Source organism: Breznakia sp. PFB1-19, assembly GCF_029893935.1.
Taxonomy (GTDB): Bacteria; Bacillota_I; Bacilli_A; order Erysipelotrichales; family Erysipelotrichaceae; genus Breznakia; species Breznakia blatticola.
This window is the reverse complement of the sequence record NZ_JARXXJ010000034.1, coordinates 1-14,952: the sequence shown is the minus strand read 5'-3', so window position 1 is coordinate 14,952 and position 14,952 is coordinate 1. Positions and strand designations below refer to the sequence as shown.

At 34.2% G+C, this 14,952-nt stretch carries 16 protein-coding genes and 1 riboswitch; of the genes, 1 reads left to right on the top strand and 15 read right to left on the bottom strand.

Annotated elements, in window-relative coordinates:
* Window positions 1–112: 112 nt before the first annotated feature.
* From M2098_RS10880 to M2098_RS10810, 15 genes are all read right to left on the bottom strand, one after another.
* Entirely contained in the window at window positions 113–664 is a 552-nt protein-coding gene (locus M2098_RS10880) for an RNA polymerase sigma factor (protein ID WP_134168902.1), read from the bottom strand.
* A gap of 176 nt (window positions 665–840) precedes the next feature.
* The gene (gene dapD, locus M2098_RS10875) at window positions 841–1,548 is read right to left on the bottom strand and encodes a 2,3,4,5-tetrahydropyridine-2,6-dicarboxylate N-acetyltransferase (protein WP_243833735.1); all 708 of its coding nucleotides are present in this window, start codon (window positions 1,546–1,548) and stop codon (window positions 841–843) included.
* An 11-nt stretch (window positions 1,549–1,559) separates the two neighbouring features.
* Entirely contained in the window at window positions 1,560–2,273 is a 714-nt protein-coding gene (gene dapB, locus M2098_RS10870) for a 4-hydroxy-tetrahydrodipicolinate reductase (protein WP_280684394.1), read from the bottom strand.
* A 1-nt stretch (window position 2,274) separates the two neighbouring features.
* A complete protein-coding gene (gene dapA, locus M2098_RS10865) occupies window positions 2,275–3,150 on the bottom strand; it encodes a 4-hydroxy-tetrahydrodipicolinate synthase (protein ID WP_280684392.1) in 876 nt (291 codons plus the stop codon).
* The gene (gene dapF, locus M2098_RS10860; protein WP_280684390.1) at window positions 3,144–3,953 is read right to left on the bottom strand and encodes a diaminopimelate epimerase; all 810 of its coding nucleotides are present in this window, start codon (window positions 3,951–3,953) and stop codon (window positions 3,144–3,146) included. Before dapF ends, dapA begins: the two co-directional genes overlap by 7 nt.
* Entirely contained in the window at window positions 3,950–5,212 is a 1,263-nt protein-coding gene (gene lysA / locus M2098_RS10855) for a diaminopimelate decarboxylase (protein ID WP_280684388.1), read from the bottom strand. Before lysA ends, dapF begins: the two co-directional genes overlap by 4 nt.
* 68 nt (window positions 5,213–5,280) lie before the next feature.
* Window positions 5,281–5,445: riboswitch (Lysine riboswitch) on the bottom strand.
* Between the two features lie 61 nt (window positions 5,446–5,506).
* On the bottom strand, window positions 5,507–6,265 hold the full coding sequence (locus M2098_RS10850) for an EFR1 family ferrodoxin (RefSeq protein WP_280684386.1): 759 nt from the start codon (window positions 6,263–6,265) through the stop codon (window positions 5,507–5,509).
* A gap of 31 nt (window positions 6,266–6,296) precedes the next feature.
* Window positions 6,297–6,809, bottom strand: a complete 513-nt coding sequence (locus M2098_RS10845) for an N-acetyltransferase (RefSeq protein ID WP_280684384.1) — start codon at window positions 6,807–6,809, stop codon at window positions 6,297–6,299.
* Between the two features lie 76 nt (window positions 6,810–6,885).
* A complete protein-coding gene (locus tag M2098_RS10840; RefSeq protein WP_134168886.1) occupies window positions 6,886–7,065 on the bottom strand; it encodes a hypothetical protein in 180 nt (59 codons plus the stop codon).
* A 100-nt stretch (window positions 7,066–7,165) separates the two neighbouring features.
* Window positions 7,166–7,633 carry a MarR family winged helix-turn-helix transcriptional regulator gene (locus M2098_RS10835; RefSeq protein ID WP_280684382.1) on the bottom strand — a complete coding sequence of 156 codons (468 nt, stop codon included), beginning with the start codon at window positions 7,631–7,633 and terminating at the stop codon, window positions 7,166–7,168.
* Window positions 7,634–7,746: 113 nt separating this feature from the next.
* On the bottom strand, window positions 7,747–9,015 hold the full coding sequence (locus M2098_RS10830; protein ID WP_280684381.1) for a zinc-binding dehydrogenase: 1,269 nt from the start codon (window positions 9,013–9,015) through the stop codon (window positions 7,747–7,749).
* A 1-nt stretch (window position 9,016) separates the two neighbouring features.
* Window positions 9,017–9,952, bottom strand: a complete 936-nt coding sequence (pfkB, locus tag M2098_RS10825; protein WP_280684380.1) for a 1-phosphofructokinase — start codon at window positions 9,950–9,952, stop codon at window positions 9,017–9,019.
* On the bottom strand, window positions 9,949–10,662 hold the full coding sequence (locus M2098_RS10820) for a PTS sugar transporter subunit IIA (protein WP_280684379.1): 714 nt from the start codon (window positions 10,660–10,662) through the stop codon (window positions 9,949–9,951). The genes pfkB and M2098_RS10820 overlap by 4 nt, the downstream gene beginning before the upstream one ends.
* 2 nt (window positions 10,663–10,664) lie before the next feature.
* Window positions 10,665–12,755 carry a BglG family transcription antiterminator gene (locus tag M2098_RS10815; protein WP_280684377.1) on the bottom strand — a complete coding sequence of 697 codons (2,091 nt, stop codon included), beginning with the start codon at window positions 12,753–12,755 and terminating at the stop codon, window positions 10,665–10,667.
* 20 nt (window positions 12,756–12,775) lie between these two features.
* Window positions 12,776–14,167, bottom strand: coding sequence for a PTS mannitol transporter subunit IICB (locus M2098_RS10810; protein ID WP_280684375.1), 1,392 nt, complete (start codon window positions 14,165–14,167; stop codon window positions 12,776–12,778).
* 221 nt (window positions 14,168–14,388) lie between these two features.
* On the opposite strand from M2098_RS10810, the gene M2098_RS10805 reads away from it, so the two are divergent.
* Window positions 14,389–14,859 (top strand): low molecular weight protein-tyrosine-phosphatase, encoded by a 471-nt coding sequence (locus M2098_RS10805; protein ID WP_280684373.1) that lies wholly within the window; start codon window positions 14,389–14,391, stop codon window positions 14,857–14,859.
* Window positions 14,860–14,952: the final 93 nt, after the last annotated feature.

The following is a 14,952-nucleotide window of genomic DNA, read 5'->3' as shown; positions in this document are numbered from 1 at the left end:
GAAATGAATACTTATTTTTTCTTCCCATAATAAAACCCCCTTAGGTTAAAAGTGCTTTATTTATTTGCACTGTCTACCTAAGGGGGATAATATCACAGGCGTAGTTGTTTTTTTATGCATCATTGCGATTCATACTATATCCATGTTTATGCAGTTGGTATGATAAGTCCAACCGAATTCGATATAAACGTGAATGAATAGTTCCTAGTGGCACATGTAACAATTTACTGATCTCAATTGGTTCATATTCTTGAATATAATGAAGAAATGCAGTGGTCCGCAAACTATCTTGAAGACTTAAAATCAACATCTGTAAGGTATCCATAAAAAACTCATAATCCAATTTCTCTTTGGTGTAAGTTACGCATGCAAATTGTTCAATACTTTGTTCATAAAGTTCCATTATGTCTAATTTTTTCGCACGCTGTAAACGATGACATACATTTAAGGTAATGGAACGCAACCAAGAGTAAAAGGCACGTTCATCTTTTATTGTATCAATTTTCTCCCAAACAATGGTAAACACATCTTGAATCACATCAAATGCTTGTTCCCTATCTGTAAAGTAATAGTATGCCCAGTAGTATACATTTTCATTAAAATTCTCATACAATTGATTAAATGCCAATTCATCTCCTGCCTTTACTTGACTAACTAATGTCATTGTTTCATCTCGATCAATAATGATTCACCTCCCATAAATTCAAGTTTAGTGAATCTATTATAGCTTCTCATGTATCGATAAATTCATTGTTGTCATGAACTATACATTAAATGTTCTTAACATCACCTATGTTATAAATTATGTATAAAAAAAGACAAAATCATCAGTGATTCTGTCTAATCATTTAATGTGCGAAGTGCATCTTCCAAACCTGTTTTGCTAGCAGTTTTTGCATCGACTGCTTTGATTACTTTAGCAGGTGTTCCCGCAACCATCATTCCTGGTTCAACATCATGTAATACAACACTTCCCGCAGCAACAACGGCACCTTTTCCAATACGTACACCTTCTACAACGACAGCATTTGCTCCAATGAGCACATCATCTTCAACAACGACTGGTGTTGCACTAGCTGGCTCTACAACGCCAGCAAGAACCGTTCCTGCACCGATATGGCATCGATCACCAACAATGGCACGTCCTCCAAGAATGGCTCCCATATCAATCATTGTGTCCTCTCCAACGATTGCACCAATATTAATAATCGCACCCATCATGATGACTGCACGATCTTTAATTTCTACATGTTCACGAATATATGCACCTGGTTCAATACGAGCATTAAGATTTTTTGTATCTAATAAAGGTATGGCTGAATTTCGTCCTTCATTCTCAATATGTATATCGCAAATGAAATCCTTTATTGCTTCTAATTGTGGTTCAATCACATCCCACTGTCCAATAAGCGTTTGACTTACTGGTAAACCAAATGCTTGGCAATCATGAAAACTTACATCTTTTGTTGTATTGATATACACTTTGACATTTGTTTTCTTTTTAGCATCTCGTATATACTTAATAATTTCTTGTGCATTCATATTCATCTTCCCCATTCCTACTTACGAAATAACACGTCATGCATGTCATATAATCCCGCAGGTTTTCCTACTAAGAATTCTGCAGCTTTAATTGCTCCATTAGCAAACACATGCTTTGAGTGTGCTTCATGCTTAATTTCAAGCACTTCATCTTCACCAGCGTAAATTACACTGTGTTCACCAACAATACTTCCACCACGTACTGCGTGAATCCCAATTTCTTTTTGACGTTTCCCGTTTCCTTCACGTCCATAAACTTCTGCATAAATGCCATCTGGATTTAATGTTTCCACTAACATTTTTGCGGTACCACTTGGTGCATCTAATTTTTTATTATGATGCTTTTCAATCACTTCCATATCGAATGAATCTTCTAAAATTGGTGTAATTAAACGTAGTACTTCTTGCATTACAGTAATTCCAAGCGAGAAGTTTGCGGTATATACAACTGGCGAACGTAAAGCAGCATGCTTAATCGCAGCAACTTGTTCACTTGTAAATCCAGTTGTTGAAATAACTATCGGTGTATGATGAATTTCAACATACGCTAATAAACTTTCTAAATTGTCTGGATGCGAAAAATCAATAATTACATCGAATGGATCACGAATATCATTGATACTTTGTAACCGATCCATACTTACAATGTCAGCAATTTCATGTCCTTTAGCTAATAACTTTTGTTCGATGATTTTTCCCATCATCCCATATCCAATTAACGCTACTCTCATATTACTGACCAATCACTTTCATTTGCTCAATGAGTTTCATGCGATTTTCCTCACTCATAAAAGTTAATGGTAAGCGATATCCACCAACTTCCATTCCACGTAAATTCATTGCTTCTTTAATTGGAATTGGATTGGTTTCAATAAATAGCGCATTAATAAAATCTAAATATTTTAATTGTAAATTACGTGATGTATGAATATTACCAGCTAAATAACTTGCCACCATATCATGTGTTTCTTGTGGAAGAATATTTGCAACTACTGAAATAACACCACTAGCTCCTAGTGACATCGCAGGAACAATCATATCATCATTTCCTGAATATACTTGGAAGTCATCACTTGCAAGTGCACATACTTTAGCAAAATAGCTAATATCACCACTTGCTTCTTTGATTGCGGCAACATTTTCAAGTTTTGCTAGACGTTTTACAACACTCACAGGAATACTACATCCAGTTCTTCCAGGCACATTATAGATAATTAATGGAATATCTACTGCATTAGCAACCATTTCAAAGTGTAAATACATACCTTCTTCATTTGCTTTGTTGTAGTAAGGAGCAATTACAAGTAAAGCATCTGCTCCCATATCTGCGTATTTTTTTGCATATGTTACTTGTGTTTTTGTCGAGTTTGAACCAGCACCTACATATACTGGTAAACGTTTTGCGACTTTTTCAATTGTATATTTTACAACGGAATCATCTTCATCATGTGTTAATGTAGGTGTTTCTCCAGTTGTTCCTAACACCAATATCGCATCAGTTTGATTGGCAACATGAAACTCAATCAATTCTCCTAGTTTATTAAAATTCACACTTCCGTTTTCATTAAACGGTGTAATTAAAGCAACAATACTTCCTTGTACTAACATGCCATTTCCTCCTTTAGTTCGACTTCACCTTTGGCAATAAAGGTAGCCGGTCCTCTCATCATAATTTCATTATCTTTGTCGTGAAGATGCAGTGTACCTAACTGTAACTGAACATCCACACAAGGATCTACATATCCTTTTTTACTTGCAATTGCAAAACTTGCACAACATCCAGTTCCACAAGCAAGCGTAATTCCTACTCCACGCTCATATGTCACAACTTTTAGTGTATGTTTATCAACTACTTGCACAAAATTTACATTCGTTTTTTCTTGAAATGTTGGATGGTTACATATATATTTACCAACACTTTCCACATCGTAATGATCCACATCATCTACAAACATAACTGTATGAATGGTTCCTAGAAACACAGATGCTAATTCATATGCATCAATGTGATACGACAACAAATCAATAGATGTTTCCATGTGTAGTAATGTATGATCAAATTTTGGTTTTCCCATCGCTATTTCATATGTGTTATCCTTTGAATCAACATGTAAGATACCTGCTCCAGTTACTACATTGAAACTGTCTGTATCTACTAAATGTTGATCTAAAACATATGCACTAAAACATCGTATTCCATTTCCACACATTGGTGCTTGTGAGCCATCTTGATTGTAAAATATCATTTCCAGTGGATTTGTGGCTACGATAATAAGTCCATCTGCACCTATACCGATATCCTTTGAACATAAATATTTTGCCAGTGCTGTATAATTATACATCTTTACATCTTGTTGATTTACAATTACAAAGCTATTTCCACATCCATGATATTTGCTAAAAGGAATCATAGTTCAATGTCCTTTTGTACATCTAATATCATTTGTGTTTCAAATGTCTCTCTAGCAATCACTTGTCTTGCTTTTCCATCTTTTACAAAAATGACAGCTGGACGATTCAAACGGTTGTAATTACTTGCCATAGAATAACCATAAGCACCTGTTGTAAACATCACAAGAATATCATTTGCTTCTACTTCTGGTAATAATGCATCGTGAATTAATATATCTCCACTTTCACAACACTTTCCAGCAATTTCATAAGTTCTAACTGCCGGTTGTTGGTCTTTATTTGCAATGATACATTCATACTTTGCATCATATAATGCTGGCCGAATGTTATCTGCCATACCACCATCAATAAATGCAAACGTTTTATTTTGCGTTTGTTTTGTAAAACCGACTGTATATAATGAATATCCTGCTTCACCAACAATACTACGTCCTGGTTCCATACATACTTTATCCACTTGTATTTGTGCTTGAGCTAGTGCATTTTCTAATGCCTCAATTAGTGTTTGACACATAATATCTGTTGGGACTGGTTGATCTTCTTTTGTATAACGCACTCCAAATCCACCACCAATATTTAAAATAGATACATCAACATTGATATCTTTGATAAAACCAACCATTTTATCAATTGCTGCCATAAATCCTTCAGTTGCTAGAATTTGAGATCCAATATGTGAATGAAATCCTTTAAATGTTACATATGTACATGCATCAATTTTAGCAATCATATCCTTGATTTCGTCGACAAGATCCATTGAGATACCAAATTTTGAATCAGGTGTTGCAGTTGCAATAAACTCATGTGTATGTGCTTCAACTTTTGGATTGATACGAATAAGTACATCGACTGATTGTTTTTGTTTAGCTGCAAGAGCAACTACGCGCTCTACTTCATGCATATTATCAATGACAATTGTTTGTACATGATAGGAAAGAGCCATTTCGATTTCTTCATCTAATTTATTGTTTCCATGAAAGTATATACGACTTGCAGGAAAGTTGGCTTGAATAGCAACATACAATTCCCCTCCACTTACAACATCAATACTTGCACCTTCCTGTTCTAGTTTTTCTAACATTGCTGTACAAGTAAATGCCTTAGAAGCATAAACAACTTCCGTATCAAATACATTACTTTTAAAGTTATTTACATATGAGCGAATTTGCTCATCAATTTTATTTTCATCATAGACAACAAGTGGACTTCCACAAGTTTCTAATAATGTATCACATGCTACTCCAGAAATTTTAAACATAACTTTACCCCCATCTTGTATAAATAAAAGGTCAACAAGATTGTACTCTTATTGACCTATTTCTGGTTCATTAAGATAGCACAACTACTTGCGTAGACAGTCCTTAAGATATTCTCCTAAAGCCCATAGATACTGTTTGCCAACAGCTCTATTCGGCGACTATTCCTCTGGTAAGTGTCAAACGAATGCCTTCTATACATACCATAATAACAAATCGCGCCTCTATCATCTATTTATATTCATGTTTTATTTATTGTACCATAACTGTATATAATTGCCACTACTTTTTACTTGCTATATTACAGGATGGTGATATTGTCCATTTTCTTGTGTTTGATTTTTATATTGAATGGCAAACTTTGGACAATGATGCAAACAACGTAAGCACATCTCACATTTCTTTTTTTGCCATACTGGTTTTCCATCAATTAATTCAATCGCATGTACTGGACACTTTCTTTCACATAAAGCACAGTGTATACAAGAATCAAGTACATGAAAGCCTTTGGTTTTAGTTAAAAAGGTTTGACCAAACCAAGTTACTGGTGCACTAAGTATACGTGGAAACCCCGTTTTGGCAAAATGACCAACCTCTTTTTGTTCAATTTTATGCATAATCTCTTTTAACTCAATAATCGCATGTTGATTTATTTGCATAATCTTTTGGTCATCATTTACATCATACATCCGTGTATAGTTATCAGGCATCAATAAGTCAAAAGCTGCATCAATCCCCAATCCCTTTTTTTGCAAGATTGCATTTGCTTTCTTAATGGATTGTCCTTGTTGTCCACCACATATTGCAATGTAATATACATATGGTTTCTTTTCAAAAGTGATGGATAATTCCAATAAGAATTGTTCCACGATGTGTGGTAATCCATAAAAATACACAGGAAATACAAATCCAATACGATCTTGATCATCAATATTGAAATTGATACGCCCTGTATGTAACCATTCATCTACACGAATCGCTTCATGATTATATGCTTTTGCTAAATGCTCAGCAACAAACGTACTATTTCCAGTACCACTAAAATAAAAAATCATCTTTGTCCCTTCCTTCTTCCTTTTCTCCTATCTATAAATCTTTACGTAGAATCCAATCTGTCTCGATTAAATCACCCATCGTAAAGTCGTGTTCCCCAACTCGATAGTATCCATACTTTTTATAAAATGCTTGTGCGGCATAGTTATGCTCCCAAACACCTAACCACATAAATGAACGTTTATTTGCTTTTGCAAGTGCAATCGCAAAATCCATAAAAAGCGAACCTATCCGTAATCCTTTAAACTCTTTTGAAACATAAATCCTTTGCACTTCAAATCCTTCATCACCCATATCTTCTGTTTGACTACCATACATATTTACTTTTAAATACCCTGCCAGTGCACCATCATAATATGCAAAATAGGTAGTTGATGAAACATCATCAAGTGATTGCAACAATACCTCTTTTGTATACGCCTCATCTACGTACGCTTGTAATACCTTCGTTTTTTCTTCAGTATAAAATGTTTCATATAAGGTTTGAATGGCAATGTCTCTAAGCAATTCTACTTGCTCTTTTTCTACTTTCACAATTTCTATCATATGCTTATTATACTATAAACAAATAAAAAACATCTACTATACGCAAGTAGATGTAAAAATTTATGCTCATATACAACTAACTACAATATAAGTTTGTCATAGAATACATACTTACATGCATCGTAAAGTCATATACTTGATGTTGCAATTCTTTTTTTGACAATGTCGGTGCATGTACTTGCACTTGTTGCATGTATAACATAACTAGACAAATACCGATATACATTACTGACTTTATCAATAATTTAATGATCATCCCATCCTCCCAAATACCTATACTTGTATTAAATCATATCTGCATGTATATGAAAAGGATTTTAATTATATTTTATAATTTAACGGATGACTTCTTTGTTTTATAAACTATCAAATAATTCTTGTGTAACTGGTTTACGTTTTGCCTCTAATAGTTTATCTAAATAAATCGTTGATGCTGCTACTAAGTTTTGTATATCTGTATCATCTTCATCAACCATTTCATAACGTTTAATAATGAAACTACGTGATTTACGGATTAAATCCAATCCTTTCGCTGTTGGTTGGATGTAAATAATACGACGGTCATGATTTGCGACCACTTTCTTTAGTAAATCATCTTTTACCATTGCAGTTACTTTAACTGATAAATTTGTAGCTGCTCTATTTAAAGTTGCAGCAAGCGAATTTAACGTTAAATTTGGATTTGATTCCGCCTCATTTAGAATTGCTAACTGTAATGCGTTAGTTCTAAATTTTTCATAAAATGGTTGTAAGATTTGTTGACTTACAGCACTGATTTCGGATTTCAATTTCTCCGATTCTCTAATTACTTCCCATTGGATCATAACAATCCTCCTATCTGTTATATATTACTTATATTAACATAGTTATCTTATTTCCTTTTGTATTAATAGTCAACGAAAGTGACTGACTTATTACGTTAAGAAAACCAACTGTATTACAGTTGGTTGACGTTAAAATGATTAAGTAAAATTTGTTCGGCTTGTACATTCCACAACCCATTATGTGCTTCACAACTTTCATGTAATTTCGCAAATAATGGATCCTCTTTTGCTAGTGATTCAAAATCATCAATCGCAGTTAATGGAAGATCAATTTGTGTATAAATTAACTTCTTCCCTCCTGGGATATCTGGTAAGTTAATGGTTGTATCAACCACACTATCCAAACCACCAATATGTGTAACCATTAAAGATGGATTGATCTTACCTTGTTCAGATAAACGAAGTGCTTCAAGTAAATCATCATTTGTTCCTCCGGTAGTTCCCATAATGTGTGTGCTTGTGTAGTGTACATCATATAAATTCACCATTGCAGAGAAGTTCTTATCAGTTGGCCCAGCAAAGATATTCATACATCCATCAAAAGCTAATAGTTTACTTGCTTGTTGTGCAAGACTTTCAACAGGAACATATACAAAGATATCATCATATCCTTTACCTTCACTGATATCGAGTAATGCTTGTGTATCATCTTCATAATTATTTGGATTGAAATAAATCAATTCAATTCCTTTTTCCTTCATACTTACTTCTGATAATACGCGTCTAGCCCGTTCGATTCTTTGTTCACTCAAATCCGTCACAACAACTCGTTTTGGTTTTTTATCACCAGCTGCTGCATAATCAATCGCTCCAAGTCCCATTGGACCCGTCCCACCCATAATTAATAGATTTCCACCTTCTTTAATTCCCATGTCATGTACATAGTTTTGTTTGTTTGTATGATAATTCGCTCGATATCCACCAATGATACAAGACATCGGTTCACCTAGACTTGCACTATAATAGCTATCTCCCTCATACACCATCAAACATCCTAGTTCCATTACTTCAGGTGGAATAATACAGTACGTACAATCTCCACCAAAATATGGATATGAGTATCCAGGTGAAGCTAAACTACCTTTATAGTTTAGTGCTGGTTGTTGAGCAAAGCGTTGTCCTGCTTTAAATTGGTCTTGCCACTTCTTTCCAACTTTTACAATATCTCCAGCAAATTCATGTCCAATAATGATTGGATTTTTATCTACATCATCTGGAACACGTTTGTGGTTTTTTCCTTGTTTTACTGTTTTGTATGTTGACATACAAATACTATCACTTACTACTCGTACGAGTATTTCATCATCTTTAATTTCTGGGAGTTCAAATTCTTCTAAACGAAGATCATCAACTCCATACAGTCTAACTGCTTTGGTTTTCATTTTATACCTCTATCTTTTCTAGTACGACTTGTTGTACTAATGTATCTATTATTTCTTTACTTGCTGGTTCTGTACCACTTGTTGTACATGCCCCAGCACTAATTGCCATTGCTTGTATAGCTACTTGTTCTAAAGAAAGTTCATTTTCAATTGCATATGCAAGTGCTGCAACCATTGCATCTCCTGCACCTACTGTAGATTTCACATCAACTTGTAGTCCTTTTGCATAAATCACTTGGTCTTCATACATAAATAATGCACCATCTTTGCCCATTGAAATTACTACCATAGCAATTCCAGTAGCCATTAATTCTTTTGCCATTTTTGCAAGTGCAATTGGATCATTTGTTTCCTTTACATTCATGTACTGGCAAAGTTCAAATGCATTCGGTTTGATTAGAAATGGAACTTCCTTAATGGCATGTTTAAAGGAATTTCCATCTGCATCAAGAATTACTTTTACACCTTTCTTGGCAAAATGTGAAATTAGTTTTGCATAATAATCACTGTCCATACCTGTTGATAAACTACCAGCAAGTACTAATAAATCAGAACACTGAATATTTGCATCTAATAATGCTTGCATCTCTAATTGCTTTTCACTATCAATATGTGGTCCACGCTCATTTAACTCTGTTAGGTGTGTATTTGCATCCATCACCTTAAGATTTGTACGTGTACTACCCTCTACCCAAACAGCCTTTGTTTCTAGTTGCATCTCAAGCAACGATTGTTCTATATACTGTCCAGTGTTTCCAGCTAAATATGCAAATACAACACTTTCTTGTTGGAGGGTATGTAAGGTTTTACTTACATTAATACCTTTTCCAGCTGCTGAGATTACAACATTTTCTAAACGATTTAATGCTCCAACTTGCAAAGTTTGTAAGCTTGCAGTTTTATCGATAGCTGGGTTACATGTTAATGTATAAATCATGCTTTTGTTAGCGTGGAATGAATATACTCAACATCACAAGAATTTACCAATTCTTCAACTTCACGCATATCTCCTAATTTCATTGCAATGTTACTTAATATTTCAATATGATCACTATCTTTTGCTGCAATTCCAATGACAACACGTACTGGATTTCCATTCCAATCAATTGGTTCTGGATAAATTTTAACCGCAAGTCCCGTTTGTTTTACAAAAGGCTTCACTTCATATTCCCCGTGAGGAATTGCAATATCATTTCCAATAAACGTCGTTAATGATTCATCTCTTTTATGCATTCCTTCAATATATTCTGCTTCAATAAAACCTGCTTCAAGTAAAGTTTGCCCAATATCATCAATTGCTTGTTTACTATCCACTTTTTTACAATTTATTTCAATACAATCTTTATGTAATATCATATGTCTTTTTAATTCCTCCATGATTTCTCGAACAATCCGTTCATAGGTTTGCTTTTCGGTGAATGAGATAAACGTAATCACCTTTGCATTTGTGTATGTTTCTTGCAATTGATTGTAGAACATACGATGCGTAATAAGTATATGTGCATCATTTGGTACTTCTGCAATACTGCAATTTTGTATTCGTAAATTAATGTTTTGTTCCTTTAATTTCTTTTGAATGAGTGATGCTCCAAGTGCACTACTACCCATCCCTGCATCGCACACAACAAATATATTCAAATCCATCATCATTATTTCCTACTTTCACTTATGACTTCAAATACGTATTCTTTTAAAATCATTTCCAGTTTTTGATATACATTTGCATACGATTCACCCATACATGCTTGATAGAACAAATCATCTTCCATCAATTTTCGTGATAGCATGCTTAACATTTTCATTTGTTCTTTACTGCTGTTTTCAGGTAGATACATAACTAATACAAAGTAAATATTACTCAGTTCTTCATGAATAAATGCTTCATGATTGGGGCGAATCAACTTCACCAATCCGCGATCAACAAAACTTCCTTGTCCATGAAATAATGCAAGTCCTAAATCTGAGAATACAGTCGTATTCATTTCTTCACGTTTTTGTAGTTGCTTTATGACTTCTTGTTGCTTACTTACATCATCACTTACAAGCGTTGCACATACATGCATTACATCTTGTTTGCTTGAGCGATAATCTACAACTTCAATACTAAAACTTTCAAGAACATCAAGTACCGTATTTGCTAGTTTATCAATTGGACTACCTTCTTTTCTTGTTTGACTTTTATAACGTGTTGTCATTCTCGTTTTGCTGATTGCATCTTTTACTTTGATTTCATCTTCAGGTGGCAATAATGGATTAATTAGTATCGCCTTTGTCGTATCAGGTAACGCCATAGTTGTCAGTAACAACTCACATGTGTAATCCTGAGCATGTACTTGATCCATACTTAATGTTTCTAAATGTACATGACTATCTACAATTTTTGCTAGTTTTGCTTGTAATAAAGCAGAAACACCAATTCCTGATGCACATACAATTCCAACATGAATCTCTTTAAACATTGGCTTCGCGCGTTTACTTCTTTCAATTGCAGCACCTATATGCATTGCAATGTATGCAATTTCATCTTCAGGAAGTGTATATTCATATCTTTTTTCAAGAACCCTTCCTGCTTTTCTTGCATATTCATAGATGGTTGCATATTGTTTTTTTACGTCATCAAGTAATGGATTATAAATCGACATTTGATGTTTTAATCGAATAAGTGTTGGACGTAAATGCGCAATTAAGCCTGTAATCAGTTCATCATCATCTTTAAGCAACACATCATATGGTTTAGGCAAATGCATAATCATCTGATCAATAAGTGTTAATAATTCTTCTTCACTATAATAAGATAATAATTCATTTGGTTCGCTAACCTGTCTCTTTGTTAGTTTTGCAGCTTTCATATGCATTGCAATAAAAGCAACTTCTGCTTCTGGCATTTGAATCGCAAAGGTTTCATCTATAATTTGCTTAAATTTCTTTGCTTGTTGATACGATGGATCATGTACCATCATTTCAACTACATATGTGTTCTCTTTAATTTCTTCATGCTTTTGAATACGATCAATAGCAACAACTAAATGTATCATCAAACCAATATACGAACTTTGTGCATATTGAATTAAACCAAGCTTTTCTCCATGTGTTTCAAATATTGCTAAGACTTTCGTAAGAATCTCTTGATTTAATAATCCAAAAATACCTTCATCTTGAGTAAACACCTCATTTAGTAGACTTTGCGAATTGTACATATCTACTTGTGTATCATGTTTACTTGCAAGTGATTCATTTAAAATAGCCGTGAGCGCTTTACGATAATTCAACTCATCACCTACAAGTTCAATGCCTAATCCAGGTGTACGATGGATTTGTAAGTTAAAGTTTTCAAACCATGATTCGATACAATCTAAATCATTACGAATGGTTGCTTGAGAAACTTGGAACACATCTGCATAATAGTATAATTTTTGAACTTCATTTGCGCGTAAGATTTCAAGTATTAAAAGTTTTCTTCGATCTTCTTTAATTAGATAACTATGTTTTTGACTTTGTAGTTGTTGATATAACTGTTCTTTATTTTCTTTTTCACCTACAATTTGTAGTCCAAAACCAGTTTTTGAAATCATTTGTAATTGAAATGGATCTAGGACATATGCAATATCTTGAATCTCGCGAAATAAAGTTCGTTTACTTATTTTAAGTAAGGAAGAAAGCTCATCCATGCTCATAAATTCATCAGTATCTTGTTCCAAACATAACTGTAGAATTTTACTTAATCTTGGTGATACAATCATGTGCTTTCTCCCTTCTTATGTTATCGTTTTGCTATTTCTTCAACAATGCGATCGTATTCTTCTCCACCCATAAAGTTAGTGATTTCCATTACTGTCGCACTTGGTACAGTTGAACGTACTCTATCTGCTAAACTTTGATGTGTCACAATGATTTGTGCATCTTTAGGAATTTCTTCAATCGCGTAATGTTCTACTTTTAAATCCATTCCTGCATCTTTTAGTTTCTTTGTTAGTGTGGTTGCTCCCATTGCACTAGATCCCATTCCTGCATCACATGCAAATACAACTTTTGTAATTGTTGTTGATGCTTGTTGAATCCCTTTTGATTCAGCTTTACGGTCATTCACTTGTGCTTGTGCATCTTCTAAGTCAACATCTTTTCCATTTGTTAGCTTTAAGATAAATGCTCCTACCGCAAATGTAACTACGCAACTTACAACAACACTTAATGCAACACCTAAGAAGCTACCTTTTTCAGCCATACCCATTATTGCAATAATACTTCCTGGGCTTGCTGGACCAGTTAATCCACTGTTGAAAATCACATTAATGAATACTCCACTAGCTCCTCCTGCCATCATTGCAACAATTAACAATGGATTCATCATAACGTATGGAAAGTAAATTTCGTGAATTCCACCAAAGAAGTGAATGATTGCCGCTCCTGGTGCACTTGCTTTTGCCATACCTTTTCCAAAGATAGAATATGCAAGCAATAATCCAAGACCTGGACCAGGGTTTGCTTCAATTAAATAGAAAATTGATTTTCCTGTTTCTAGTACTTGTTCTGCTCCCATTGGGGTGAAAATACCATGATTAATTGCATTGTTTAAGAATAAAACTTTTGCAGGTTCAACGAAGATTGATGTTAACGGTAACATATTATTTTCTACCAATACATCAACTGCTGCTCCTAGAAAATCATTGATTGCTAAACTTACTGGACCAATTACAACCATTCCAATTAATGCTAGAATAAATCCAAGAATACCAGCTGAGAAGTTGTTTACCAACATCTCAAAACCACCTTTGACATGTCCATCTAGCATTGCATCCATTTTCTTAGTCAAGTAACCAGCAATTGGTGCAATAATCATAACACCTAAGAACATCGTTACGTTTTGACCTTCCCCTAATAAGTTAAGTCCACCACCAATAACACCAAGTGATGCAATAGCTGCTACAACACCACCACCACGCTGTTTGTAGATCATATGACCACCTGTATAACCAATTAGAATTGGAAGCAAGTATGTCAGCATCGGACCAACTAAAGCTGCAAACTTCGCATTTGGTAACCAACCAGTTTCAATAAATAAAGCAGTGATTAAACCCCAAGCAATAAATGCTGCGATGTTTGGCATTACCATTCCACTCAGGAATCGACCAAACTTTTGAATACCTTCTTTCATTTAAATCTCCTCTTTTCTGTCTAAGACTTCCTTTGACACTTTCATTGTAAAAGAGGCTTATCCATCTATCAATAAAACGAAAATCATGTTTGTCACACCCTTTAGTGACAAAATTACATAGGCTTTTATATCTCTATTATAGCAAATGCGAAATTGTATAGATAGTAAGCGAATATTTGATGAATTTCGTGTTAAAATATGAATGTTAAAAGGAGTTCATAATGGATAAAAAAAGAATTTGTTTTGTATGTCATGGCAATATTTGTCGTTCACCAATGGCTGAATACGTATGTAAAGACATGGTGAAAAAAGCAAACCTTGAAGGTTATACAATTGTTTCAAGAGCTACTAGCAATGAGGAAATTGGAAATGATATGCACCCTGGAACCAAACGCATTTTAAATGCAAAAGATATACCATACGCTAGACATCAAGCAACTCGTCTCATGGCTTCAGATGCACAAGCATATGATTATTTTATATGTATGGATGATGCAAATGTGAACAACACAAAACGGATGTTAAATCTAAAAGATGATCGTGTTTTCAAACTATTAGATATAACCTCATTAAAACGAGGTATTGCTGATCCTTGGTATACTGGTGATTATGAGACAACCTACGTAGATGTCGTTATTGGTTGTGAAGCATTGCTACAAAAACTAATGAAAAACAAAAGCAACGAGTTATAATGATATTATCCCCCTTAGGTAGACAGTGCAAATAAATAAAGCACTTTTAACCTAAGGGGGTTTTATTATGGGAAGAAAAAATAAGTATTCATT